Origin of the sequence: Paraliobacillus zengyii (genome assembly GCF_003268595.1) — a bacterium.
Classification (GTDB): Bacteria; Bacillota; Bacilli; order Bacillales; family Amphibacillaceae; genus Paraliobacillus_A; species Paraliobacillus_A zengyii.
The window spans coordinates 220,368-245,706 of sequence record NZ_CP029797.1 but is presented as its reverse complement, the minus strand read 5'-3'; the positions used below and the strand labels follow the sequence as shown (position 1 = coordinate 245,706).

Here is a 25,339-nt window from a genome sequence, read left to right as displayed (position 1 = left end):
TCCATTCCTTTTCTTATTAAGCTCTAATCAAGATCATTTTGTCTGATCCTACATACATAGTAAGAATTAAATAATTGACCCTTCTCATCCAATTCACGTTTTCTAGCATTCTTACTAAACTGTTGAGTCAGACAAGATATAACAGCAATAGAAAGGCATTTCTCAAAACACTGAAACAAATTTACTCAATACGTCAAATCTGCTAAAAACAACTGATATTAACCATACTTAATTTTTGGAACACTTGTCCATATTCCAAGCATTTCAAAGATACCTAAACCACGTGATACTCCTAGTAAGGCTAATAAGCCATAAATTAAAAATTTAGTGTTTGTTTTTCATAACGTAATTCTAAAAAAACATATCCAATTCTACCAAAACCTGTGGCCTAAATAAAATTCAAATCTTTGGAAAAATAGCAGCTAGCCCAATTGCAAATAATGAACATAAGCTTACCTATACAGATTGTTTTATAAGTCCCACAATAGTCACTTCATCTCCCAATATGGATTCATAAAATGATCGGTAGAAGCACAGATGTAGCAATTAATATTCCGATCACAAAAAACGGAACATTCTATTAATCTTTTTAAAAAGTAAGGATAGGCCTTGTTACTTGAACATATAATGAAATGATAAATTGAAAAAGAAAACGAAAATAGAAAATTAATTTCAATATATACGTTTTTTTCTGAAGCCAAGTTCAAAATAGAAAACCAGTATAGCTTTGTCTTTATTACAAATCACACTGGTTTTCTATCTTTACTCAACTAATGTCTCAACCACATAGTCTATTACCATTGATCTTGCATAAGGAGATACTTGGATAAACCAGTCAGGAACTAAATAGACATTATCATTTTCCACCGCTGTCAGCTGTTGCCAAATAACACTTTCAGTCAGTGACTTATATCTTTCTATTGCCTGATCATTTTCCTGGGAGGCTGTATTATAATCAAGGAAAAAATGATCAGCATTAACTAATGCTATCCCTTCAAGTGATATAGCTTGACGTTCCTCTGGGACTCCGTTCGCCGGGTTTAATCCTAAATCCTGAAAAAGCGTACCATCAATAAATCGCTGGTCAGTTGTTCCGTGAAGCCTAAACTCCTTAGGTAAAACCCGCATGAAAGCTACTGTTTCCTCTCCTATCGATTCGGAAATTTTTTGTTTGGCTTCTTCTGCTTTTTGTTCATATTGATCCATCCAAGCCTGAGCTTCCTCATCTCTGCCTAGAATTTCACCAAAATTAAAATGTGTTTCACGCCAATCATCATTCCCCAAAATGACCGTAGGGGCAATTTTAGAAAGCTCCTCGTATATTTTTCCAGTTTTCTCTTGTCCAATAATTAGATCAGGCTCTGCGGCCAGAATTACTTCCAAGTCGACCTCGTCTTCACTGATGAATTGAACATCTTCATATAAATCCTGAGGCAAGAGTGAAGATATTTTTTCATTCGACAGTGCTGATTCGCCAGCTACTATTGGTATAATATCAAACACATATAAATTATCAACGAAATTGGAACTTAGTACTGCTATTCGTTCTGGTTCATCTGGAACCTGTGTAACACCCAGTTGATGAATAATTTCATGATACTCTCCCTCATTCGTTTCCATAGTTGATTCTGATTCAACACTCGAATTACTAGAAGAAGTTGATCCACATCCGGTTATAATTATTATTATAAGAACCGCCATTATAGCGAACAAAAGCTGATGTAAAAATGATTTTGATTGTAATATATGATTTTTCATTGTTTCCCCCTCCAATTTATAATAATTTAGATTAATAATCATTCTCAATTATTGTATAGTTAATTTCTTATAGAATCCATGTCATTTTTTATGATTATTAACATGGATTATTTTCAGATCAGAGCAGAGACCTTTTTTGACTCCGTAAACAAGGACACTGCTTCCTCTAGTTGCCTCTCAACTGAATATGGTGCGTAAACAATCCACTGATAGGTATTTAAATAGTAAATTCGCTTAGCCTTTACAGCTGGATGCCGCTGCCACGATTGATAAGCTTGGAGTTGCTTTAGCTTATTTCTGGCATGTACTTTCGACTTGGCCGTAATCAATAAATAATCGGCCTCATAATCCATCACATTTTCTGCAGCAACAGGTAGCCAGTTAATACCCGTTCCAACAGGATATTTCTCTAATTCCTTACGCAACTTTTCAGGAGGTTGGAGCTGTAATGAGCGGTAATAAACATGACCCATATTTCGATTGCCATACATTCTAAATCCGTTGTCGGTGATGCTGCAAATGGCTACAGTGGCTCCACCGATAACAGTCTCCACTTTTTTTCTTGCAATTTTGACTTTTTGCTCATAACTGTAAATCCACTCTTCTGCTTCTTTTTCTTTATTAACTAACTGTGCGATTTGCTTTAGATGATCAAATATATCCATACGTATCCAAGGAATCACAATGATTGGGGCAATATCAGCCAAGTTTTCTCTCACTTTTGCAGCGATATTTTCTTTACACACAACAAAGTCTGGTTTCACTTCCATTAGTGCTTGTCTTTGAAATCCCCATGATTGCGAACGCTCAAATGGAATCGAAACCTGCTTTGTTATATAAGTGAATTCTTTTGCAATATGTGCCGCATGAGGAACGACACCTAGAGTGACCAAATGATCCGTATATGCATATGAGAGTGGCACAATATTTCTACGGATATTTTTTATATAAACGGTTGGTGCCATTCCCTGTTTTGCTTTAAATCGGCGACTAAAATAAAATTCATCATTGTATCCTACCATCCGAGCAATATCCCGAATTTTGTCATTTGAAAAAAGCATTAACTCTTTGGCCCGATTCATGCGCAAATCGGTTATATATTCGATCGGACCCTTACCTATTTTTTTCTTAAACTGTGAAGAAAAATAGGTTGAATGCATCCCCGCCAATCGAGAAAGCTTATCAAGTCTTAACTCCGAATGGTACATGTTTTGTATATGCTTAATGGACTGTTCAAATGATCGAGTTGTCGACTCATTTGTCATAAGGAAATCGTTATTAAGTATTTCATTGATGATTTCACGCAAATAAATCTGTCCTTTAAATTGCTGACTTTTAATTGTTGAATGCCAACTTTCTATTAAGAGCTCCATTAGGCGAATAAGTGACCCATGTAACTCTAAAGGAATCTGCCCCTCTTTAGGGAAGGTGGTATCCTTCTCATACACTCTATACTGGTTCGTTTTTTCTGATATACGAAATATTTCAAAAGACAATCTATACAATTCTAAGCTACTCTCATTTGTGTTATAGGCTTCAACCTTCATACCAGGAAGAAGTATAAATATATTCTTCTGTGACATCGTCATAAGCTGTTTATTGATAACTATTTCACCTTTTCCTTTTACAATAAAAAAAATTGTATGATGATCAATTGTCTTTTCTTCAAACTGCCAGCCAGGTTTACAATCTAAGCATTCTACATTCAGTATTTCATACATCGCCTGATAAAAGATTGATTGATCGTTTTCAACCTTGTTCATTTCTTATTACCCTCTTCCCTCGACGCCTGTATATTATTTGTTATTCGATTTCTTTTACCATCAATCATACGTCTACCTATCTTGGTGTTTAAACTTAGTCACTCCTAAATAATAGCTAGAACCATAGGTAGATGAAAGGTTATTTCCTTCTTTCCACTCATATTAAATTTCATTTTCTACAAGTTTAGTTTCTTAAGATCTTTATGTAAATGATATCGATAATCATTATCGATTGTATCAGTGTATCTTTATCTACCTCTATCCGTCAATGATAATTTTTTAAGAATACACTTCATTTGATTAATGGAAACATTTTTAAATCCGACAACTCTTGGATTGAAATTATATGCAAGCTATGGATTTTTGAAATATAATAATGAATGAAAAGAAATTAAATTTCACTAAACCACTCTATCCAACTAAACCCTCATCCTACTTGCCCCTGATTCCTACCTCTTTAATGTAACTGTGTTATAAAAAGACAACAGTCATTTATTAGAGAGAATAGTAAACAAATAAACCCCATCATGCACCTTTGATGGGGTTTATTTGTTTACTATTCTATTTCAACTATATTTAGTTAGCTTTTATTTCGTTTAATGTCTCTAACTCTTTTAAAACAATTGGAATTAACGGATGGTCTTTATCTAACCCTGAAACAGCTAGAAGTGCTTTTTCATATCCTTGTTCTTTTATGCTTTTTTGTAAGGATACAGCTTCCTCATCTTCTCTATAGTCAAATTGAAGAGTTGCAGCGATCGCTTTTGCTAAATACGTCGGTTCTTTTTCTAAAGTTTCTAAGTATAAACTAGCCGGACGAATTAAACGATCATTTCCTCCTAATTTACGCAATGGTCCCCTTCCAACACGTGTTACTTCATCAGAAATGTGTGGGTTTAAGAAACGATTTATGATTTTATCAATATATTGTTGATGCTTTTCTGCTTCAAAACCATATTGTTTCACTAAAACAGCACCAGTTTCTTTTAATGTTGCCATAACAAATGACTTTACAATAGGTGCGTCCATTGCCTCTTTAATCGTCTGGTAACCAAGATAGTAGCCTAGATAAGCTGCAACTGCATGACCTGTATTAACAGTGAATAGTTTTCGTTCAATAAAAGGACCTAAATCACGTACATACGTTACGCCATCGATAGGGGGGCTTTCCCCTTTTATGAGATCATCTTCTATAACCCACTCAAAATAGGGTTCAACGGAAACCGTTAATATATCTTTATTCGTTTGGTTTGGTACAATACGGTCAACAGCTGCATTTGGAAAAGCAAATAATTCTTCAAATGTCTCTTTATCTGCTTCATCAATATACTCTAACACTTTTTCCTTAAGGAGGGCACTACCACCAATCATATTTTCACAAGCAATAATATTAAGAGGGGTAGTGGTTTGTTTAATCCGTTTTGTTAACCCCTTCGCAATTAGTTTTGCAATAATTGACAATACATTAGGTCCTACAGCTGTAGTAATAATATCCGCTTTTACAATCTGATCTACAACTGACTCTGGGTCTTCTAAACTGTTCATCCCTGTTATATTTTCAACAATCTCTTCCTCTTGCTGCTCAGAAGCTAAAATAACCTTGTATTGATTTTTTTCGTTAATTGCATTAATCACTTCTTTGTTTACATCGACAAATGTAGTGTGGAAATTGGATCTGTAGAGTAGAGATCCAATAAATCCACGTCCAATATTACCAGCACCAAAGTGTACAGCTTCCATTTAATTCACCTCGCTAAATAGTTCCATAATTTCTTCTTTAGTTGAAGCATTAATTAATTTTTGAATATTTCCTTCATCCGCACAAACAAGAGCAATTTTCGATAAAATTTCTAAATGCTCATTTCCCTTTCCAGCTATACCTATTAAGATATTGACCGTGTTGCCATTAAAATCAACACCTTCAGGAGAAATAACAACAGATAATCCCGTTTCTTTTACAGCACCTTTTGCATCTTCTGTACCATGTGGGATTGCAACATTATTACCAATATAAGTAGTAGTTAATTCTTCTCTTTCTAGCATTTTTTCTACATATGATGATTCGACATAGCCATTTTCCACTAAAATTTTCCCTGTAAAACGTATTGCTTCTTCCTTATTTGTTAATGAAGCATTTAATGTAATATTATCTTTTGTTAGTATTTCTTTTGCCATTTTCGACACTCCTTATTATTTTATAACTTGTCATTAATAAACGAATTTAGATGTTGGTATAAAAATTGACTGATTATACTTTCTTGTTGTGATTGAAAGGTAGTAATACTTTGTTGATCACTAATAATTAATCCACTAATATAACTTAATATCTCCATACTTTCACTATTACTATGTTCAGGCAAGAGCATTAAAAGAAATGTGTTTGCTTGCATGTCTTGATCATCCATTCCGACTATAGTAACAGGATGTTCTAATGCATATATAGTGAACGACGGCTTTCTTACAAATTCACTTCTTGCATGATAAAGTGCTAAAGAAGTATCTGGAATACCTATCCCACCAAGGTTTTCACGAGTAACAAGAGCTTTAAACACGCCTGCGCTATTATTAATGTTCTGTGCTTCTTTTAAATTTTCACAGGCAACTTCTAAAATTTCTTCCTTAGTTAAGATCTCTTTGATCGAGTGAACCTTAAACTCTATAAGTAAATCAAGCGTTACTTTTGAATAATTTTGCATACGTTGTAATCTTGTAACAATCCGTTCTTGCGGATCACCTTCTACTATTGACTCAGTAACCAATTGTTTCTTGGCACCGGTTTTACGTTGCTGCCTTACAATAGTTTTAATTCTATCAATCTCTTTCTCTGTGAGAATGGGTGAAACCAAGATATAGTTACTTATTTTTTCTCGAAATGCAATAGTTGATATAACAAGATTATATGAATTTAAATTAATTTCATCTAGCTCAAATAACGAACGATTATCTATTTTTGCAATTTCAGGAATTTCCTGAATCAAACGTGTTGCTAGCATTTTTGAAGTTCCTATGCCACTTGAACAAATAACCAAAACAGTTAATTCAGATGGTTCCTCACGACGGATTGTAGCTGAAGCAAAATGTAGCACAAGGTAAGCAATCTCTTCTTGCGGAAATTCAGTACCAAGGAATACCTCTTTACAACCATCCTCTAGAGTGATGAATAATTCTTTATAATCATTTAATATCTCCGTTAATAAGGGATTTTTAATGTGCATACCTTTTTGAATTCTGTACATAGTCGGTTTTAGATGTGTAACTAGATCGTTAAATAAATGCTTATTTTCTGTTAAATTCACTTCTAATCTATCGCCAACATAATTAATTAATTCTCTTGCTTTGAATGCAATATCTAAAGATGATTCCTCAACTAAATAGTCATGATCAGATCTTATTTTTGCTCCAAGAAGGTGCATTGTAATGTAACCAATCTCATCTTTAGGTATGCTCATATGAAAAGCAACTTCTAAATCATTTATAATGTTTTTGGCAATTTCGTATTCTTTGGTATCTTTTATTTCATTCAAATAGTTTAAGTCGAATCGAATACGCTCTCCTTGCTGTAAACGTTCAATAGCAAGAGCTAAATGGACAACCAACCCGATGTGCGCACTATCAGCAAGCTCATAAGGTAGTTCATTACGTACATGATCTATACTTTTTTCTATCGTGACTAACTTTGATTGATCTACAAGACCTAACAGTCTCTCTGAGATCGAATCTAATTGTTGTTTTGATTTTTTTTCGATATTTTCTTTGATAAATATAATAAAATCTAACTCATCTACATATTTAGAAATCAGAAAACTTAAAGCAGATCTTTTATTGGATTCACTACCAGAGATATTTACTCCATAACCTCTTTTTCGAATAAGCTTTAGTTCGTACGTTTCTAAAATCTCACTAATTTTGTCTAAATCATTGCTTACAGTTGCAATCGTCACGTGTAACTCATTAGCCAATGTAAACAACTTTATTGGTTCACTTGTCTCCAATAAGGTAGATAGGATAATTGCCTGGCGTTCATCTGGCGTATAATCTGTGTGTTCCACTTGTGTTATAGCCAAGCTTAGTTTTCGTTTATTTTCCTTACTTCCATTTACTTTTACCCCAACACCGGATTTTTTGTTTAAACTTAGCTGATAATAATCTAAAGTATCTTCAACGCTTTTTAAATCTCGATGTATGGTTCTACCACTAACTTCTAAATTGCTAGCTAATTGTTGAATCGTTGCACCATTTTCTTGCAGTAACAAAAGTTCAATGATTTTTCTTTCTCTTCCAGAGATGTACAGTCTGATCACCTCCTAATGGTGTGTTAAAAGCAGAACATGTTGACACAAATAGAAAAGCAACACCGTATGTCTATACTATACCTTTTAAAATAAAGTATTCAATCAGTTCCAGAACTATTTTCGTCTTAAAAGTTGTTGCCATTATTTAATAACTTTTTAAATTGTTTGTTTCTAAAAAGCCTTAACTTTCAACTGAGAGTGAAAGTTAAGGCTATAATTACGTACTTATTTTTTTAATTGTGATACAAGTTCTTCATATTTAGGACTATTCAAAAAGTTTTCTACCGAAATGTGTTGTGCTCCTGGTAATTTAGCCTTCGCACGATCGGTAAGATCTTTATGTGTAATAACAATATCTGCATCACTTGGTATATCATTTATTGCTGTATTAGTAACTTCAATACCTATATTTGCTTTCTTGAATTTATCTCTTAGTAACGATGCTCCCATTGCACTGGAACCCATACCTGCATCACAAGCAAAGATAACTTTATTTACGTTTTCTGCATTTAGTGATGTAACATTATCTTTGTGACTTGCAAATGAATCTGCTACAGAACTCTTTTTGCCTTTCATTCCTTCCATTTTACCTGCTGCTGTTTCAATATCTTCCTCTTTATCATCTTTACTTGATTTAAGAATGACTGAAGCAATTAAGAATGAAACGGCTGTCGCGGCGATAACACCTAGTAGTACACCAATATGATTACCTCTTGGAGTCATTGCTATTAATGCAAAAATACTTCCCGGAGATGGCGTAGCAGACAATCCTGCATTAAATATAGTAAATGTTAGTACACCTGTTGCTCCACCACCAATAGCTGCTAAAATTAATGCTGGTTTCATCAATATATACGGGAAATAAATCTCATGAATACCACCTAAAAAGTGAATAACAGAAGCTCCATAAGCTGAACTCTTTGACATTCCTTTTCCAAATACCATGAATGCTAGCAAAATTCCTAGCCCTGGTCCAGGATTGGTTTCTAATAAGAACAATACAGATTTACCTGTTGCTGCTGCTTCTTCAACACCTAAAGGACTTAAAATTCCATGATTTATAACATTGTTTAAAAACAACACTTTAGCTGGTTCTATAAAAATACTCGCTAATGGTAATAAACCTGCATTTACAATTACTTCAACACCTGATCCTAGAAGATTATTTAATCCTTCTACAACGGGACCAATGATTTTCATCGCTACCCCTGCTAATACCGCAGCTAATATACCTGCCGAGAAATTATTATATAACATTTCAAAACCAGAACGAATTTTTGGTAGTAGTGGTTTATCAATACTCTTAATTAGGTAACCACCTAGAGGCCCCATTAACATTGCACCTAAAAACATCGGAATATCGGCACCAACAATAACACCCATAGTTGCTGTAGCACCAACTACACCACCACGAACGCCATAAACCATTTTACCACCAGTAAAACCAATTAAGAGTGGTAATAAATATTTGATCATTGGGTCTACCATTTCTGCTAAATCTGCATTTGGCGTCCAACCAGTCTCAATGAATAGAGCTGTAATAATCCCCCAAGCAATAAATGCTGCAATATTTGGCATAATCATTCCACTTAAATAACTACCGAACTGTTGTATTTTTTCGCGAACCCCTTTTTCTGCCATAAAAAATTTCCCCTTCCTTAACTTAAAATAATATGAGTCATATGAACCTTCTCCTTAATAATAAAGCGTATACAATATTTAAAGCAACGCTTTCAAAATTTAGTTTTGTCAATACTAATGTTGACAGAATTATAAATTGACAACTTTATCAGTATTAGATGAAAATTATATCCAAATAAATTCAGCCAAGAAAGAGGCATAGTTGTTATATGTTATAATGAGGCAAACTGAATTATAAGGAGACCGTTATGGAAAAAAATCTAGATCATATTGGAGTTGCAGTTAGAAATATAGAGGATAGCATTTCATTTTATAAAAATGTCTTAGGTGCGGAACTGATTGATCACTACAAAAGTGAAGCTGTCGGTGTAGAAAGTGAGATTGCGATTATGGAAGTGAATGGTTTTCGAACAGAGTTACTAGCACCAACCAATAACACAACCTCTCCTATCGCCAAATTTATTAAACAAAAGGGAAAAGGTGTTCACCATTTAGCTTACAAAGTTGATAATTTGGATAATGCCCGAATTGAATTAGAGGAACGAGGAATTCGTGTATTAGAAGATACATTACGGACAAACAAACACGGTCGTCGCTTAATCTACTTAAATCCCGCTGATACGGAAGGGACTATTATTGAGTATTGTGATTATCCAACAAATGATTAATTGCACAACTTATGCCAACCTTACTATAATGCTAGACTTTATTGCCCTTATACATTTCGATCCATTCTTCAACCGTAATTTTGGATACTAACTCGCCAATTAATGCATAGGGAATTTTTTTAGGATTTGTAAATCGAATACAACTTTTCCCCATATTAAGCTTTGTTGATACAAATTTAGGATATTCTTGTTGGAACCAACCTAGCAATTCCACATCAGCATAGATCCCCATATGATAAACAGCAATATGGTTCTTTTTTATTCCTATGCTAATAAAAGGAAGCGGTGTATCCGATTTACAATGGTATCCTTCAGAAAAAATAGATAATGGCACCACGAAAGAAGGCATCCCGTATTGCATTTCAAACTCAAAACCACTGGGAATATTCTCAGCAATCGTTTTATTGAGTTCTAAAAACGCTTCTTGCCACTTTGCCTCTTTATCCTTTAGATATTTATTAATTTCAACCATTGACATGTTTACCCCTCCACTTCAACTACTGCAATAAAGAAGCTTTGACCAATTATCATGATCAAAGCCTCTTTCCAACTATTCTTTGTTATTTTCATCTTCCCGTTCTTTCTTAGATTCACTAACTTCATCTTGGATAGCGCCTTTCGCTTTATCCTTCTTTCCCTTTGCTTGCAACTTCGGATCGTCGGTAGCATTACCGAATTGATCTTTAATTTCTCCCTTTGCCTTGTTGATAGTACTTTTTACTTTATCACTTAGGCCCTTCTTATCTGCCATTATGATCACGTCTCCTTTATCTTATCTTAGAGAACTTTACCCGAATAACTTTTGTTTAAAACACTGATACAGTTTGCTAAATGATAACAAGTGCCTACTTTTCAGAAGAGGGAATTACATAAGATAATTCCTTATAAAGTTTCACGTAGACGTTGAAGGTCCTGCATCGGAGGCAATCCAAACTTTCGGGTATATTCCCGACTAAAATGTGAGGGGCTTTCGTATCCGACATGAAACGAAGCCTCTGCCGCATTTAGTTCTCCTATAAAGAGCAGTCGGCGAGCTTCTTGAAGGCGGAGCTGTTTCTGATACTGAATCGGGCTCATGCCTGTGACCTCCTTAAAATAACTGTAGAAGGATGAAGCGCTCATTCGTACTTCCTCCGCCAGCTCTTCAACTCGAATAGGCTGGTCAAATGTAAAATTTAGTCGCTTGATCACCTTTGCAATCCGCTGGGCTTGGCTCCCGATAAGTGCAAAGTGCTTCAAGGTCTCATTCTGTCCATCCTGTAGAAGTCGGTAAATGATCTCACGGTTGAGACCTGTAGAAAGCACAGGAATATCTTGTGGTGTATCTAAAAGTAGGACTAGTCGCAACACGGCGTCGAGGAGCGAGTCACCCATCCGGCTAATTACCAGACCACGTCTTGATTCAGATTTAGAACTCCACGATTGATCCGATGATTGTAGGATATCAAGAACCTGATTCATATCGAGCTGTAACTGCAAACTTAAGTAAGGGATTTCAGGTGAAGCCTCTACGACTTGAACCATGATTGGCAAATGAACAGAAGCCGTCAAATAGCTGGCTGGATCATATTGAAAGCTCTCTTTTGCAAGCATGACTACTTTTGAGCCTTGAGCCACTATACAGAGAGATGGCTCGTAGACAGAGTAAACTGGTTCAGAAATTTTGGAAGTACGAATAAAGCGCAAACCCGGAATAGCCGTCTCCTGCGTGCCGTCTGTTCGAATAAATTGTCCAATTACCTCCTTTAATTCTCGATTTCGTTTCACAGATTCTCCCCCATTCTTTTCATCCTGTCTCAATGTCTTTTTCATATTATACTATAATCTTTTAGAGGATTAGGCAAGACTTGTGAATATTTCGGCTACCGTCCTGCTTACAAATTGATTCATAATAAAGCTGTGGTAGGAAGAATGACTAGGGTTCTGTTACAAGTTCTTTCTTTAATCTATTGATGATGCAAGACCCGAACGCAAATTCCAATCGAGAATGAAAGGAGAAAATGATATGAAAAACGAACTGACAATATCACGTCCTTATGTCGGCATGTGGGTCACCGCAGATAGAAACATTCGGCATGAACTACTGCCAAACGGAAGATATGATGAAGCCCGCGATGATCGCACAAGCGCTTACCAAGGCAGTTATACGATCGTGGGCAACCATATCAAATATGTAGATGACACAGGCTTTACGGCTGATGGTGACTTTGTCGACGGTTTACTCTATCACGCAGGAATGGTGCTATATCTGAAAAAATAAAAAGACAAGGGTGAATATTAATGTATTCAATTGAAGGGAAAACAGTTATTATTACAGGTGCTAGTAGTGGAATCGGCGAAGAAACAGCACGTCTACTAGCTAGACAGGGTGCTAATATTGTTATTGGAGCGAGGCGCGTCGAAAGATTGGAGGCCTTGGCAGCCGAAATTCGAACGAATGGAGGTTCTGTAACGTTTCAAAGACTTGACGTGACAGAGCTTGGACAAATGCAGGAAATCATCAAATTGGCCCAGACCCATTTCGGACAGGTAGATGCGATTGTAAACAATGCTGGCGTGATGCCTCTCTCACCATTAGAAGCTCTAAAGATCGAAGAATGGAATAGAATGATTGACGTTAATATCCGTGGTCTTCTTCATGGTATTGCCGCAGGACTCCCAGTTATGAAGAAGCAGGGTTTTGGACAATTCGTTAACATTGCCTCCATTGGCGCCTATGAGGTATCACCTACAGCAACAGTTTACTGCGCAACCAAATATGCAGTGCGGGCAATCACGGACGGATTGCGACAAGAGGCGGCGGGACAGAACATTCGTGTGACTCTTGTATCGCCTGGCGTAACGGAGTCTGAGCTTGCCGATAGCATTACACATAAAGGAGCAATAGATTTTATGAAAGAATACAGACGCAATGCACTACCAGCCGCAACTATCGCTCGTTCCATTGTTTATGCGATTGAGCAACCTGCTAATGTCGATGTGAATGAAATGATAATTAGACCGTTGGTTTAGTACATTTTTGTATAGTCAAGGGAGCACTTGCCTACTCCCTTGACTAACTATAGAGTATTTAAAACTGCTTTCAGCAAAGAAAAAGTGATATTTTCAAATTTGCAATAGTAAATTATCCTTATAATAGTATATAACGATAAGCAAAATCACCAGAGAACATTCAAAATTTGGAGGAGGAGGAGACGATTGGCCTGTTGCGATCGTTGAGTAATAAAATTGAGCTAAATGGCTTAAATTCTATCTTTCATAGGGCTGAGGCCGTTTTAATGAGGCGAAAGAGGGCTATTAGAGAAAAAGAATCAGGCTGGATCCGCATTGGATCCAGCCTGATTCTTTGTTGAATATTAATTTGTATGTTACAAAAAAAAAAAGTTCTATACTATGATGCGCTCCATATAGTAAAATGACTTTAATTTCTTAAATGATATAACAAAAAAGTTCTATACTCATCTTTCATTATATGGAATACTATTTAATGCGCATGAAAAAAAAGTTCTATACTTACTGATTGCGACCATATAAATATACCACTTCTTCAATGTTATTTACCAGCGATTGTAACGAGTTACCACTTTTTGCCCAATGCATTTACCAATTGAGTGATACCAAGAGAATATAGATTTACAACTTTAAGGGATTTAAGAGATAAAAAAGTCTAATACTTCTGTAATTTACCGAGAAATTAGACCAATGATCTTCAATAATTGCGCCCGATTGTGAAATATCCTTTTTCTATTGCATAGAATGGTTGTACTACGCAATACAAGAGTACTCCACAATCTGGACCTTTAATTGAATACCATTCTAGAGAGTTTTAGTATCAACAAGAGCAAAAAATAAAAATCTTGTTTAATTAATACAGGATTTTGATCAAACTTTATTACAAATTATCACTCTTTTTTATAAATGATCAGACTTTATTATAAATTATCGAACTTTATTTCAAAGCCACAATATCCCCCGTCGATTTGATAGAAAACCACGGACTTTGACAGTAAGTTCCGTGTATCTTTAATATCGTGAAGTGTTGTAAGGTCGTCATTTTCAGCATAAATAGAAAGTTTTGGGAGTTGAGTGTTTGAAAAGTCGGTATCTTCTGTCGGGTAAGCCCCTAACAAAATAAGGCCGCTAGCTTCTTGTGGTAATTGTAGACATAGTTTGCTGCTGAAACACCTCCCAACGCCCCCCTATAAACCAATGAGAAATAGATGAATAATTGTCAATAATCTCATTTGCCTTATTCGTGTCAAGGATAGGGAAATTAAAGAGCATTTGTGGATTTCCCACGAGATAGCCCTGTTCGGAAAGCTGATGTCCGATATAACTATAGGCTTCTGGCTCCACCTTCGCTCCTGAATATAAGATGATCCCCGTTTTCGGATCCCTTTCTGGCTTGAAAATAAGCCAATTATCCTGTTTTTCTGGTCCCCCTTTTATTTTGAAAGTAGGCTGTACAAAGCAAGGAGCTGATTAACGCTACTTCGAAAAAGTTTATAACTGCTCCACTTTCTATCGGTAACCCCACAGCGCTTCCGATAATCATTAATAGGGAACCCACGAAAAACCACGGCCATTTTTGTTTCCGCCAGATGATAATAGAAGCAACAAACAATACGAGTGATACACCTAATACCATGATGGGAGGTCCGTTCGATATTTCGTTTGAACTATAACTTAGTACATCGTATTCAACACTTGCCACTAAATTAAGTCCGAATACTTCAGTGAAAAGTTCTATCAGCACCAATGATACGGTTAATAAAAAGGCAGATATACGCCCTAAAGATTGCTTAGCCCATAAGACTTCTCCTTGTTCAAGTGTTTTCCAAGCATATAGAACGAGCATGGGAGTGAATAATGCATGTATCCAAAAGCGAGCAAGGTTTAATCCTTCTAATAAAGTTCCTGCTCCTATGTATCGCCCAATAGCAATAATTCCGTTGTCATAGATAAGCCCAACCATTACAGGTAAAAGTAACAATATACTCTGTATGTGGTAGGTTCTAAATAGTAATAGTCCTAAAACAAATAGAACGATATAGGCAACTGTAAAAAAGCTGAAAAGAAATGTATCCAATTAACTCTCCTCCTGTTTTGTTAACTCTAATGATATAAGAATCCCTATTCAGATGTTTCTTAATTAGCACTATAATATTCCTGCAATAATATTATCGTTCTGGTCTTGGCGTAAATTGAATTATATTTAAGAAATAAAATTCTTTGCAATTCTAGCTTCGGCTGCTATTATTATTCAAGGTTTAATGGGGGCTGGACAAGTTGTATTTGGACAACCTCCATTAATTATGGCATTACATTTTGGTTTTTCAGCAATTTCTTTAGCAGCCGTATTTACGATTACTTTTTTTACATTTGAAAAACAATTTAATAAGGTCACCGTACAGGTCGGAATACATTTTAAGCGTTTTATCATTGTAATTACTATTTATGCTTATGCTGTTATCTATACAGGTGCATTTGTAAAGCATATGGGGGCGGCTAAAGTTTGTACGGGGTTTCCTTTATGTAATGGAGAATTCGTCTTATTTAGCCAAGGAACTATTGTATTTAATGATTCAAAATGAATGGCTCGAACAAACAACCGCCTGGGACTATGGATAAAGTAAAGTTAATAAAACAAAAAAAGCAAAATTAAATTTAGTGAACTAAACAATTGGCAGGGTGTCAAATATTCCTATATATATGTATTTTTTGATAAGCTAAAAAAATGTAAGCTACCTTTCTCATAGTACGATGTGATTTTAGATGTTCTAATTAGTTCCAATGCTTAGGTTAACGATGGCCTTCTTAATATTGACTTTACCCAAGATGTCTTCCTCTTAATTGAGAATGCAAGCTTCATCACCAATAAAATTAAGTTTGAGATTAAGCTGACAAGAGAATTCACAGAATATCCCTCCATATCGAATTGTAGTGTTGGTGAGTAACACTATAATTAATCTTCACTTGTCTAACTGATTCTAATCGATACAGAATATTGTTTGTTACTAAATTTACTGCCGTTAATTTAGTACATTCTTTAAAAATGAAGAACTTTACTGAACAGTATTGGTCAAATACGACAAAACGATCACACTGAAAAGTGATCGTCTTGAATAAATAGCATTTAGTCACGAGTAGCCTTGTACTTCGCAGCAAATGCTCTGTAGCTATTTTGTATTTTCTTCTTCATCAATCTCGAAAGTTTAAAAAGAGTTCTGGAACCTTTTTATCAGTCCTTTAACCAATTTATGATTCACCACAAGACTTAAAAATATAGGTGGATATAGCGCTCCAGAGTACCAAAGTTTCCACCCATTATAATAAAAATATCCCGCTTTTACAGAGAGCCATTCAAAGATAACTGCGAACAAAGACCAAAGGAAAATATAAAACCATTTTTGGGTGACCTTTTTTTCGGAAGGATAATGATTTAGAAACAAAAAACTTATTGCTGGAAAGTATAAAATGATACCGAGAAGTCCCACCCATTGAAATCCGTTCTGAAAATAACCATAAAGATGAAGATGCAAATCAAATATAATATCAGTAGTTATACCATATGCATAAGCAAAAAAACATGTCGCATAGATTTCTATTTTACTTATCTTTTTGGGAACAAAATATGCAATTATGTTAAAAAAGATAAATGCAATAAATATTAGTATCCACAAATTACACACCCCATGGCTATGTCGGCTTTGCTTCGGTACTTCTTTATTAACAGCTTCAGAAGTGTATCCCACTGGTATTGTAGCTCGTTCATATCTCAAATCCCCTGTTATTTTACTAATATAAACATCAAGTTCTTCATAATAAATTTACCATAATTCCCTTGGCTTTTTATCATCTGCTATAAAATATACAAACATCCGCATTATCATTATTTTCTATTGATATGTAGTCCATTATGTGCCTAGTTCGCGTAATCTTCGGGTTTACTGGCATAGAAATACCTTCATAAAAATTGCTCTTTTTATGTTTACACTAGAAGTTATCTTTATTCTGTATTTTTATGATAGAGTATTTTAGATTTATCATCTTCAACTAATCTAAGATTAGTCTACTCTATTTCATATCACTTATTTTTACATCAAAAATACCCAATAAAGAGATTATAATTACAATTGATATTAACCAAGCTAGGAGAGGTCGTTTGTGGTGTATAGGTGAAATGAAGAAAATAATACCTGTAAATAAGAAAGACCACCACAAGTTCCAACCATTATGATATGTGATAAACCCTAATTTACTGTTTATGAACTCTATTGTCATATATACTCCAACCCATAATAAAAACCATAGGAAACGTTTTTGCCATCCTTCAGGAAATCTTCCCAGATAAATTAACACTGTCGCAGAATAAGAAACAAGCATAGCTAAGATTGTAATCAGAGTATGATTAGGTAATATTAAATCATGAAAAAGCCACATGGACTTATTATAAAGTAGAAAATTATATAGAAAATCTCCAATAATGAGGAATAATATGGTTGAATAATACTTCTTCCAGTTTTTCAAATCTCCCCATATATATCCTGCTATTAAGTAGAAAACATTAATTAAAATGTACATTAAACCATTCCTCCGGCTAATCATATTACCATCCTTTCCCAAGTCAGATATAGTTATAGGGATACACAATAACTTTTTTCACAAATTCATTTAAAAATTAAAAATATTTGCTACACAGTATTTAGTCAAATACGACAAAACGATCACCCTAAAAAGTGATCGTCTTGAATAAATAGCATTTAGTCACGAGTAGCGTTGTACTGTGTAGTAATGACTTGGTTTATTAATTGTTTTCATCAACATAAGCACCTTAACTCTAAATAAATAAATTAATTCACAACCTTAAAAACGCACACCTTTTTAGTACTCAATTTTACTAAATCATGTCCATAGCAGTCCCTAGTAATTTGAATAGGAATCTAATATAAGGGAAAACTTAAAATAGAAAACTTAAAATATGGGGGAATAAAACATGGAGGAATTAGGGGAGAAAATAGATAAACTTACAAATCAAGTGACTGACTTAAGAATGGAGTTATGGACCAAGTACACATTATTCACTTGGCAATGGTGGATGCTTCTTGTTGCATGCATTATAATGTTAGTACTATTCTTTTTATTTATCAAGAAAGAAAGACTTCTCCCCTCCATTGCGTATCTCGGTATCATATACATATTAAATAGAAACTTAGATGATCTTGCAACAGCAATGGATTGGTATGACTATCGAATACAACTTGAACCGATTATCCCAACAATGTTACCTGCTAATCTTTTTATCATTCCAATTGGACTTACATTAACATACGACAGATATGAGAACTGGAAATCATTTTTGATTGCTTTAGGCGTATTTTCCGCTTTTATATCTTACATCGCTCTTCCCATGATGAAAGCCGTAAACATCTACCTCGAAAAAAGCTGGAATGCCCATTGGTCTTTTATAAGTCTAGTTATAATGGCTGTTATTTCTAAGGCTATCATAGACAAAGTTAAATTAAAATATAATGGTTAATGATTTTTCAAAGGACAATAATAGAAAGGACTACCAAATGTCCTTTCTTATTCACAAAAAACACTATCTACAATATCTCATATACTTACCTATACTTACCTATACTTACTTCTCTAGTTTTTAAGTACATTCCTTACAAAGCACTCTAAAAATGAAGATCTTTGCTGCGCAGTATTCGTCTACTACGTAATAATTGAGTTACTCAACAATATGGCCCGATTGTTGAAAATCACTGAATAAGGTTTCCCTAACACGCATTTTTTTGTGATAAGTAATATAGTTTCATTCCTACTCAGTATGTTCTCGAAGTACATTTTCAGCTTTAGTATCTAAATTCGTTTTTAAACCAGCTTTTCTCCGTACTAACCATTCTGTTACATTCTGACCTTGTTCTTTTAATTGATCAACAATATAGTGTATTCTCCTAATTTGAAATGACGGTACATCCTCAACCAACTGATCAAGGTAAGTTTGATTATGAAGAGCTCCATCAGTTCGTACTAAAACTAAATGAACGTGTTAATCACAGCTATAACCAAGGTAACGGAAAGATTCCAATTCTTGCCTTAGAACAAGAAAAGAGTCACTTACTCCCCCTACCAAGGAAAGAAATAAGAGACTCTTATAAAATCAAGCATAAACCTGTAAAAGTAAATCCTTCATGTATGATTACATACAAATCAAATCAGTATTCAGTTCCAGCTGAATACAAAGGAAAAACCGTTGGTTTACAAGTATATGATGATCAAATCCACATTTATTATAACATGGATTTGATTGCACAACATCAACTCAGTCCAAAGAGACTAAATTACAAGAAAGAGCACTACGTAGATTTTTTATCACGTGGTATGCCTAAATATCCTGATATTGATGAGTTAGCAAGAAAGAACCTACAAGCGATCGACGAGGTGTATAAAATTGAATAGCAGCTATCAACAGTTATTAAGTAATCTAGAGTATTTAAAGTTAAAACAAATGGTAATCCATCTAAGTGATACGATAGACTTCAGTACGAAGAATGAGCTTTCCTTGGTTGATACATTAGTTAAGCTAACGAATTATGAAATTGATGTTAGAGAGAAAAGTATGATCAACTCTATGGTTAAGGTGGCGGGTTTCCCCCACCGAAAAGAAATAAGTGCGTTTGATTTTGACTTTCAACCAGCAATAAGTAAACAACAGATTCTCGATTTTACTTCCTTACGCTTTATCGAAGATAAACAAAATATTATATTTATGGGAACTAGTGGAGTTGGTAAAACACATCTGGCAACTTCCATAGGTATCGCTGCAGCTAAGAAAAGAACAAGTACTTATTTTATAAAGTGTAACGAACTAATACTAAACCTAATGAAAGCAAAACTAGAAAACAGATTAGAGGCGCGACTAAAACACTACGGGAAATACAAATTATTAATTATAGATGAGATAGGTTATTTACCAATTGACAAAGAAGATGCCAAGCTATTCTTCCAATTAATTGATTTGAGATATGAAAAGAAAAGCACCATTTTAACGACGAATATTGGCTTCAAAGAATGGGATGGGGTGTTCCAAGATACTAAGTTAGCAAACGCTATATTAGACAGAGTGTTACACCACGCAGAAGTAGTCAATATCGTAGGACCTTCTTATAGAATTAAGGATCATTTAAAGCAAGATGATGCGTAATTTTGTACATTCTTAAACAATCAAAATTGTACATGATAAGCTTGACATTTATAATTAGAGTATATTTTCATGTTTTACAGTCCCTTCTTCTACACTTAACTCTGTAATATTGAGGTTTCCCATATCCATCCTGTAGTTTATTTTCTGCATTAAATCCAATTTGATATTTTTATTAGCCAATAAATGTTTAAATAGAGCCAATGCGCTACCGACCTCCAAATTATATTTGGAATCAAATGAATTTAGAGCTTTTAATAATATGCCCTCCTGTTCTACTATTTCTCTATACAAAGTTTCCGCCAACAACTTGTCCTTTTCCTCTAAGTCGTAATGTTTATGAAGTTGTTCAATATTTCTGCAAAGGTCACGTGGAATGTCAAGCTCAGTCACAATTCTCCAGTCAACATTTTCATCCTCCCAATACTGCCTTTCAATTTCCAACTTTTCTATAACACGTTTATCATTTAATTGGTTTGCCGGTTTAATGGACCTTGCAATATAATTTATTCCATCTTGGCCTTTTACGGTTACTAAAAAGTCGGTTGTCATCACAATGGGTGTTTTATTTGCTCTTTCAAATGAATGGTTTATTCGTTTCTTATCAGCTATTTTGATTGTTTTCTCTCTATCAAGAGGATACTGTTCTCTAATATCAATTACATTTTCTGACCAATCAAGTATGTAAAAATAGTTTCGTTCAATATCTGAAAACAGCTGATGCTCCCTGTTAGTTTTCCAACCTTTGGGTCTATGTGTACGTCCTAAAGAGGGAAAATCCTGATTAGTCAGCCATGGTTTATAATCGCTTAATTCTCCGCTACCTCTCCCCTCTTTTATATACCGCGCAATTTTATCTTCAGTCCAAATATTTTTGCGTTTTGCCATTAATTCTCTACTCCTTTATTTACATACGTTAATTAATTAGTGTAATCAGGTTGTTATGCTTGATAAGTATTTCATTAACATAAGGGACAACATTTGGCTTAATATTCTTTCGGATTCCAACCGTTTCTAATAACTGATATTTAGTTACAATCTTATCTTTGAAATGAATTTCAAGTACTAGATCAACTCTCCTTATCTGAAAATGCTCTACTGACTCTTGTATTGATTGAACATACTTATATGTTTTAGGGAACTTTTCTCTCTCTATTGCTACCTAATAAATCACAAATAGCAGAAAAGGTTTTTCTTATAATTTTCCCTACCACTTTTTCATGCTGCTTCCATTCATCATTTATCCGTTGAACCTCCTTAACCATGAAAAGATCCTTTTCTTCAAAATCCTCTTTTTCTTTCCGTCGATGCCCTTTTTGGGACACTGGTGAATTTTCTTCAAGCCATTCTGAATCAAATTGGTGCAACCATGCAAAAGTAGCTCTATTATGATTCGCTAACTCGCTCCTTGTATGATTTGGATTGTTATTCACAGCATTTATCCAAACCCTTCGATAAGTTGCAGTTTTCCTTTTCCTCCATTCTTTTGTTTTCTTGTCTCTTTTTTGTATAGCATTCTGAATAGGATCTATTCCCTCTCTTAATATTTTTCTAATTGTAGGTCTGCTTAATTTTGTTTTCTCTTCTAATTCATTCATTTTCAGTCCTTGATTAACCATCTTGTAAAAGTTTCGTTCCCAAACATGTCCCTTCTTCATTACACGACTGCTAAAATAAGGAACTTTACATGGATCAAATTCCCCTTGCCTTAACCGATATACAAAACCACAGTTACAAATAAAATCTCCTTGAATCTTTCTATTAAAAGGATGTACAGATACTTCAACTTTAGTTACTACCTCTTTTAAGTAATGATCACATAAAGGATTCATACAAACCCACGGACCTTCACCAAAGGGTTCAAACTGGTCACTGTTATGAATAAAACTTTCCACAGATCCAGATAATGCCCTCATTAATAAAATGTGCCTAATAGGATGAATGTCGAAGAGCTTCTTTTCATGAAATAATCTATTTATCCAATTATCATCTTTTAAATTTGAATCCATATAATTTAAAAATTCATTTCCATAGGTAGTTAGTAATAAATCAGATAAGTTCTTTAGCATTTGGGACATTGGATAAGCAATTCCTTTAATTTTTATAATGGTTAGATACTTCTTGTATAATGCCTGTTCAAGAAAACAGGCTCGATAATTAACGAGAAATTTTACATCTTCGGCAAGCGCCAAATGTTTTTCTAAATCATCCAGTTTGTACAAAGTAATGTTGTTTTATTAAACGGATAGTATAATGGGACTGTAGTATGATTGATTAACAACTCATATCCCGGCTGATTAGAAAAATGATTTATTTTAGAACTAAGTTGATCCAGATTATTAATATATTCTGTATTTAAAGAGACAGTTTTCGAAAATAATTCTTCTAATGTATGATACTTTGATTTATTTCCCATATGGTAATGGTAGCGTGCAACAATACTATAGATACTCTCATCTTTATATGGGTGAGGAAAATATCCAATCATGCTATAATACTCCTCCTATTATTTAATTCGAAAAAAATATCAAACGTATACTTTATTGGTTACTATTAGTGGTAACTACATAAAAAAGCCCTCTGTTCTTATTTAAGAGCAGAGGGTAAAAAAATATTTAGTTTTAAAATCACATTTTTAAAATCTATTTTTTTCAACTAAACATCCTGATATTTTATTACTCAAAAATTGGTATAGAACTTTTTTTCGAAGAATAGAACTTTTTTTTCAAGTATAAAACTTTTTTTCATGATACATTGTAAAAACACTCTTAAAAACATCTTATTCCACAGTCACACTCTTCGCTAGATTACGCGGCTTATCTACGTCGCAATCACGATGTAAAGCAGCATAGTAAGCAAGTAGTTGCATTGGAATAACACTCACCAACGGTGTGAATAGTTCATGTACTTTCGGTAACACAAACGAGTCAGTCTCTTGATCTAATCCTTCAAGGCTAATAATACATGTCTTAGCCCCACGTGCTGCTACTTCTTGCACATTACCTCGAATAGAGTAATTTACATTTTTTTGTGTTGCTAGAGCTACTACTGGAGTTCCTTCTTCAATTAAAGCGATCGTACCATGCTTTAACTCTCCCCCAGCGAAACCTTCTGCTTGAATATAAGATATCTCTTTAAGCTTCAATGATGCTTCTTGGACAACAAAATAATCTGCTCCACGTCCAATAAAGAATGCATTGCGTGTTTCTGTAAAAAACTCTTTCGCTATCTTTTCAAATTCTTCTTTTTGATCTGTTAAGGATTCCATTACACTAGATACAATACCTAACTCTTGTAATGGATCAAAGTCTAAATCTAAATTCTTTGCTTGTGCAGTATCTACAGCCAAAATGGTCAATACAGCAATTTGTGCAGTGTAAGCTTTTGTTGAAGCCACTGCTATTTCAGGACCTGCATGCAAGTGTAAAGTATAATCCGCTTCACGAGAAAGGGTAGATCCCGGAACATTTGTAATCGTTAGTGCCGGATGACCTAAGTCTTTAATTCGAACTAATACAGAACGACTGTCTGCAGTCTCGCCACTTTGTGAGATAAATACAAATAATGGTTTTTCAGATAACAAAGGCATGTTATAAGCAAACTCACTTGCGATATGCACTTCAACAGGAATATCTGCTACTTTTTCAATACATTGCTTACCTACTAAACCAGCATTATAACTAGTACCAGCTGCAATAATATAAATACGATCTGTATTCATCATTGCCTGGCGAACAGATGGATCTAATTTGATATTATCGTTTTCATCTTGATATTCTTGGACTATTTTTCTCATTACAAAGGGTTGCTCATCAATTTCTTTTAACATAAAGTGAGCATAAGTTCCTTTTTCTATATCAGAAGCGTCAATTTCAGCGGTAAAAGGCTCTCTTTCTACTACAGCACCGTTTAGTTTTTGTACTTCAACAAAAGAACGATTTAGCATAACAATCTCTTTATCGTGGATTTCAAGGTAACGATCTGTTTCTTTCAATGTTGCCATTGCATCACTCGCTACTAAATTAAAACCATCACCAAGTCCAACCAATAATGGGCTTTTATTTTTCGCCACATAAATTGTATCCTGATTCTCAGCATCAATTAAAGCAATTGCGTAAGAACCTTTTAATAAAGAAACCGTTTGACGAAACGCTTCTGTAACATCACTATATTTGTTAAACAAGACTTCCATTAATTGTACAATAATTTCTGTGTCTGTTTCACTTGCTAATGCTACATTAGCTAAATAATCATCACGTAGTTCGTAATAATTTTCGATAACACCATTATGAACAATGGTGAATCTACCAGACGCGCTTTGGTGTGGATGGGCATTTTCCTCACTTGGTTCCCCATGTGTTGCCCAGCGGGTATGGCCAATTCCCATAGTTGCTTTTACGTTTTCATCTACTTTATCACGCAATACAGCGATCCGACCTTTTACTTTAAACAAGTTCAATCCATCATCATTTAGCGTTACAATACCGGCTGAATCGTAACCACGATATTCTAATTTTTCTAACCCGTTTAATAAAACTTCGTTCGTATCATTTTGTCCAATATATCCAACAATTCCACACATATTTTGTTTCCTCCTAATATAAAGGGGCAAACAAACGAAACCTATATCTTTAGTTGATTTAGAGGCGTCTATTTGCCCCTTTCTCATGATTTTTTTCATCATCAGGTTAATATTCTTGTTCAAAGAGTCACCTCTTTGTTTTCGAATAAAAACTTTTCGGTTGGAGATGTGTGCAACCGGGAGGTATCCGCCGAAAACTCGATAATCCTCCTCCTCGTCAACTATTTTTTATCGTTCAAAAATAGTTCAGGCGCTTTAACTGCTATTAACTACTTTCCTCCTTTTCTTCTCGAATACTGCTCTCTTTAGAAATGAGAACACACCCTATTTTAACCGAGAATAAATCAACTAGCAATCTTTTTTAGTGAGATATTTTTACAAAATCCTTCTTTTTCTCGGTAATACAATATATGTTTTGAAATATT

Annotated in this window: 24 protein-coding genes and 2 pseudogenes; 7 read left to right on the top strand and 19 right to left on the bottom strand. The window is 34.5% G+C overall.

The window, feature by feature from the left end:
- Positions 1-762: 762 nt before the first annotated feature.
- From DM447_RS01300 to DM447_RS01275, 6 genes are all read right to left on the bottom strand, one after another.
- Positions 763-1,758 (bottom strand): ABC transporter substrate-binding protein, encoded by a 996-nt coding sequence (locus tag DM447_RS01300; RefSeq protein ID WP_157967386.1) that lies wholly within the window; start codon positions 1,756-1,758, stop codon positions 763-765.
- Positions 1,759-1,871: 113 nt separating this feature from the next.
- Positions 1,872-3,521 (bottom strand): AraC family transcriptional regulator, encoded by a 1,650-nt coding sequence (locus DM447_RS01295; RefSeq protein WP_112179391.1) that lies wholly within the window; start codon positions 3,519-3,521, stop codon positions 1,872-1,874.
- Positions 3,522-4,097: 576 nt separating this feature from the next.
- Positions 4,098-5,261 carry a mannitol-1-phosphate 5-dehydrogenase gene (locus tag DM447_RS01290; protein ID WP_112179390.1) on the bottom strand — a complete coding sequence of 388 codons (1,164 nt, stop codon included), beginning with the start codon at positions 5,259-5,261 and terminating at the stop codon, positions 4,098-4,100.
- Positions 5,262-5,696 (bottom strand): PTS mannitol transporter subunit IIA, encoded by a 435-nt coding sequence (locus DM447_RS01285; protein WP_112179389.1) that lies wholly within the window; start codon positions 5,694-5,696, stop codon positions 5,262-5,264.
- 20 nt (positions 5,697-5,716) lie between these two features.
- Positions 5,717-7,822, bottom strand: a complete 2,106-nt coding sequence (locus DM447_RS01280; protein WP_232824268.1) for a BglG family transcription antiterminator — start codon at positions 7,820-7,822, stop codon at positions 5,717-5,719.
- Between the two features lie 216 nt (positions 7,823-8,038).
- Entirely contained in the window at positions 8,039-9,454 is a 1,416-nt protein-coding gene (locus DM447_RS01275) for a PTS mannitol transporter subunit IIBC (RefSeq protein WP_112179388.1), read from the bottom strand.
- Positions 9,455-9,702: 248 nt separating this feature from the next.
- Here DM447_RS01275 and DM447_RS01270 point away from each other — a divergent pair, with 248 nt between their 5' ends.
- A complete protein-coding gene (locus DM447_RS01270; RefSeq protein WP_112179387.1) occupies positions 9,703-10,122 on the top strand; it encodes a VOC family protein in 420 nt (139 codons plus the stop codon).
- 31 nt (positions 10,123-10,153) lie between these two features.
- Here the strand turns inward: DM447_RS01270 and DM447_RS01265 are convergent, their stop codons facing one another.
- From DM447_RS01265 to DM447_RS01255, 3 genes are all read right to left on the bottom strand, one after another.
- Entirely contained in the window at positions 10,154-10,600 is a 447-nt protein-coding gene (locus DM447_RS01265) for a DUF1801 domain-containing protein (protein ID WP_112179386.1), read from the bottom strand.
- Between the two features lie 72 nt (positions 10,601-10,672).
- Complete coding sequence (locus tag DM447_RS01260; RefSeq protein WP_112179385.1) at positions 10,673-10,873, bottom strand: CsbD family protein; 201 nt, start codon at positions 10,871-10,873, stop codon at positions 10,673-10,675.
- Between the two features lie 131 nt (positions 10,874-11,004).
- Positions 11,005-11,934 carry an AraC family transcriptional regulator gene (locus tag DM447_RS01255; protein WP_112179383.1) on the bottom strand — a complete coding sequence of 310 codons (930 nt, stop codon included), beginning with the start codon at positions 11,932-11,934 and terminating at the stop codon, positions 11,005-11,007.
- A 175-nt stretch (positions 11,935-12,109) separates the two neighbouring features.
- On the opposite strand from DM447_RS01255, the gene DM447_RS01250 reads away from it, so the two are divergent.
- Both DM447_RS01250 and DM447_RS01245 read left to right on the top strand, forming a co-directional pair.
- Positions 12,110-12,382, top strand: a complete 273-nt coding sequence (locus tag DM447_RS01250; RefSeq protein WP_241964545.1) for an Atu4866 domain-containing protein — start codon at positions 12,110-12,112, stop codon at positions 12,380-12,382.
- Between the two features lie 20 nt (positions 12,383-12,402).
- The gene (locus tag DM447_RS01245) at positions 12,403-13,134 is read left to right on the top strand and encodes an SDR family oxidoreductase (protein ID WP_112179379.1); all 732 of its coding nucleotides are present in this window, start codon (positions 12,403-12,405) and stop codon (positions 13,132-13,134) included.
- Between the two features lie 920 nt (positions 13,135-14,054).
- Here DM447_RS01245 and DM447_RS18785 read toward each other — a convergent pair.
- The 3 genes and pseudogenes from DM447_RS18785 to DM447_RS01230 all read right to left on the bottom strand — a co-directional run.
- Positions 14,055-14,294 (bottom strand): annotated as a pseudogene (locus DM447_RS18785) (alpha/beta hydrolase); the annotation flags it as partial.
- Entirely contained in the window at positions 14,263-14,499 is a 237-nt protein-coding gene (locus tag DM447_RS18780) for an alpha/beta hydrolase (protein ID WP_369974654.1), read from the bottom strand. The pseudogene DM447_RS18785 and the gene DM447_RS18780, both read right to left, overlap by 32 nt.
- A 43-nt stretch (positions 14,500-14,542) precedes the next feature.
- A complete protein-coding gene (locus tag DM447_RS01230) occupies positions 14,543-15,211 on the bottom strand; it encodes a hypothetical protein (RefSeq protein WP_112179374.1) in 669 nt (222 codons plus the stop codon).
- A gap of 133 nt (positions 15,212-15,344) precedes the next feature.
- On the opposite strand from DM447_RS01230, the gene DM447_RS01225 reads away from it, so the two are divergent.
- Positions 15,345-15,716: a COX15/CtaA family protein gene (locus DM447_RS01225; RefSeq protein WP_332871755.1), complete on the top strand. Its 372-nt coding sequence runs from the start codon at positions 15,345-15,347 to the stop codon at positions 15,714-15,716.
- Between the two features lie 621 nt (positions 15,717-16,337).
- Here DM447_RS01225 and DM447_RS18775 read toward each other — a convergent pair.
- Positions 16,338-16,814 carry a CBO0543 family protein gene (locus DM447_RS18775; RefSeq protein WP_422385911.1) on the bottom strand — a complete coding sequence of 159 codons (477 nt, stop codon included), beginning with the start codon at positions 16,812-16,814 and terminating at the stop codon, positions 16,338-16,340.
- Positions 16,815-17,199: 385 nt separating this feature from the next.
- Positions 17,200-17,706, bottom strand: coding sequence for a CBO0543 family protein (locus tag DM447_RS01215; protein WP_112179370.1), 507 nt, complete (start codon positions 17,704-17,706; stop codon positions 17,200-17,202).
- Positions 17,707-18,118: 412 nt separating this feature from the next.
- On the opposite strand from DM447_RS01215, the gene DM447_RS01210 reads away from it, so the two are divergent.
- Positions 18,119-18,661, top strand: a complete 543-nt coding sequence (locus tag DM447_RS01210; RefSeq protein ID WP_112179368.1) for a CBO0543 family protein — start codon at positions 18,119-18,121, stop codon at positions 18,659-18,661.
- A 288-nt stretch (positions 18,662-18,949) separates the two neighbouring features.
- Here the strand turns inward: DM447_RS01210 and DM447_RS18215 are convergent, their stop codons facing one another.
- Positions 18,950-19,117: a hypothetical protein gene (locus tag DM447_RS18215; RefSeq protein ID WP_162632530.1), complete on the bottom strand. Its 168-nt coding sequence runs from the start codon at positions 19,115-19,117 to the stop codon at positions 18,950-18,952.
- On the opposite strand from DM447_RS18215, the pseudogene DM447_RS01205 reads away from it, so the two are divergent.
- A pseudogene (locus tag DM447_RS01205) lies at positions 19,117-19,590 on the top strand (Mu transposase domain-containing protein); the annotation flags it as partial. The gene DM447_RS18215 and the pseudogene DM447_RS01205 sit on opposite strands and share 1 nt — an antisense overlap.
- Positions 19,583-20,335: an IS21-like element helper ATPase IstB gene (gene istB, locus DM447_RS01200; protein WP_112179365.1), complete on the top strand. Its 753-nt coding sequence runs from the start codon at positions 19,583-19,585 to the stop codon at positions 20,333-20,335. The pseudogene DM447_RS01205 and the gene istB, both read left to right, overlap by 8 nt.
- A gap of 54 nt (positions 20,336-20,389) precedes the next feature.
- On the opposite strand, the gene DM447_RS01195 is transcribed toward istB, so the two are convergent.
- The 4 genes from DM447_RS01195 to glmS form a co-directional block, all read right to left on the bottom strand.
- Positions 20,390-21,220, bottom strand: coding sequence for a TnsA endonuclease N-terminal domain-containing protein (locus DM447_RS01195; protein ID WP_112179363.1), 831 nt, complete (start codon positions 21,218-21,220; stop codon positions 20,390-20,392).
- A gap of 245 nt (positions 21,221-21,465) precedes the next feature.
- Positions 21,466-22,524, bottom strand: a complete 1,059-nt coding sequence (locus DM447_RS01190) for a TnsD family Tn7-like transposition protein (RefSeq protein WP_241964581.1) — start codon at positions 22,522-22,524, stop codon at positions 21,466-21,468.
- 8 nt (positions 22,525-22,532) lie between these two features.
- The gene (locus tag DM447_RS01185; RefSeq protein WP_112179359.1) at positions 22,533-22,820 is read right to left on the bottom strand and encodes a TniQ family protein; all 288 of its coding nucleotides are present in this window, start codon (positions 22,818-22,820) and stop codon (positions 22,533-22,535) included.
- Between the two features lie 291 nt (positions 22,821-23,111).
- The gene (gene glmS / locus DM447_RS01180; RefSeq protein ID WP_112179357.1) at positions 23,112-24,914 is read right to left on the bottom strand and encodes a glutamine--fructose-6-phosphate transaminase (isomerizing); all 1,803 of its coding nucleotides are present in this window, start codon (positions 24,912-24,914) and stop codon (positions 23,112-23,114) included.
- Between the last annotated feature and the right edge of the window lie 425 nt (positions 24,915-25,339).

Bases quoted from the DNA above. Each gene is read 5' to 3' on its own strand.
- DM447_RS01300 (WP_157967386.1), bottom strand. From the start codon at position 1,758: ATGAAAAATCATATATTACAATCAAAATCATTTTTACATCAGCTTTTG.
- DM447_RS01295 (WP_112179391.1), bottom strand. From the start codon at position 3,521: ATGAACAAGGTTGAAAACGATCAATCAATCTTTTATCAGGCGATGTAT.
- DM447_RS01290 (WP_112179390.1), bottom strand. From the start codon at position 5,261: ATGGAAGCTGTACACTTTGGTGCTGGTAATATTGGACGTGGATTTATT.
- DM447_RS01285 (WP_112179389.1), bottom strand. From the start codon at position 5,696: ATGGCAAAAGAAATACTAACAAAAGATAATATTACATTAAATGCTTCA.
- DM447_RS01275 (WP_112179388.1), bottom strand. From the start codon at position 9,454: ATGGCAGAAAAAGGGGTTCGCGAAAAAATACAACAGTTCGGTAGTTAT.
- DM447_RS01270 (WP_112179387.1), top strand. From the start codon at position 9,703: ATGGAAAAAAATCTAGATCATATTGGAGTTGCAGTTAGAAATATAGAG.
- DM447_RS01265 (WP_112179386.1), bottom strand. From the start codon at position 10,600: ATGTCAATGGTTGAAATTAATAAATATCTAAAGGATAAAGAGGCAAAG.
- DM447_RS01260 (WP_112179385.1), bottom strand. From the start codon at position 10,873: ATGGCAGATAAGAAGGGCCTAAGTGATAAAGTAAAAAGTACTATCAAC.
- DM447_RS01255 (WP_112179383.1), bottom strand. From the start codon at position 11,934: ATGAAAAAGACATTGAGACAGGATGAAAAGAATGGGGGAGAATCTGTG.
- DM447_RS01250 (WP_241964545.1), top strand. From the start codon at position 12,110: ATGAAAGGAGAAAATGATATGAAAAACGAACTGACAATATCACGTCCT.
- DM447_RS01245 (WP_112179379.1), top strand. From the start codon at position 12,403: ATGTATTCAATTGAAGGGAAAACAGTTATTATTACAGGTGCTAGTAGT.
- DM447_RS01215 (WP_112179370.1), bottom strand. From the start codon at position 17,706: ATGTACATTTTAATTAATGTTTTCTACTTAATAGCAGGATATATATGG.
- DM447_RS01210 (WP_112179368.1), top strand. From the start codon at position 18,119: ATGGAGGAATTAGGGGAGAAAATAGATAAACTTACAAATCAAGTGACT.
- DM447_RS01195 (WP_112179363.1), bottom strand. From the start codon at position 21,220: ATGGCAAAACGCAAAAATATTTGGACTGAAGATAAAATTGCGCGGTAT.
- DM447_RS01185 (WP_112179359.1), bottom strand. From the start codon at position 22,820: ATGATTGGATATTTTCCTCACCCATATAAAGATGAGAGTATCTATAGT.
- glmS (WP_112179357.1), bottom strand. From the start codon at position 24,914: ATGTGTGGAATTGTTGGATATATTGGACAAAATGATACGAACGAAGTT.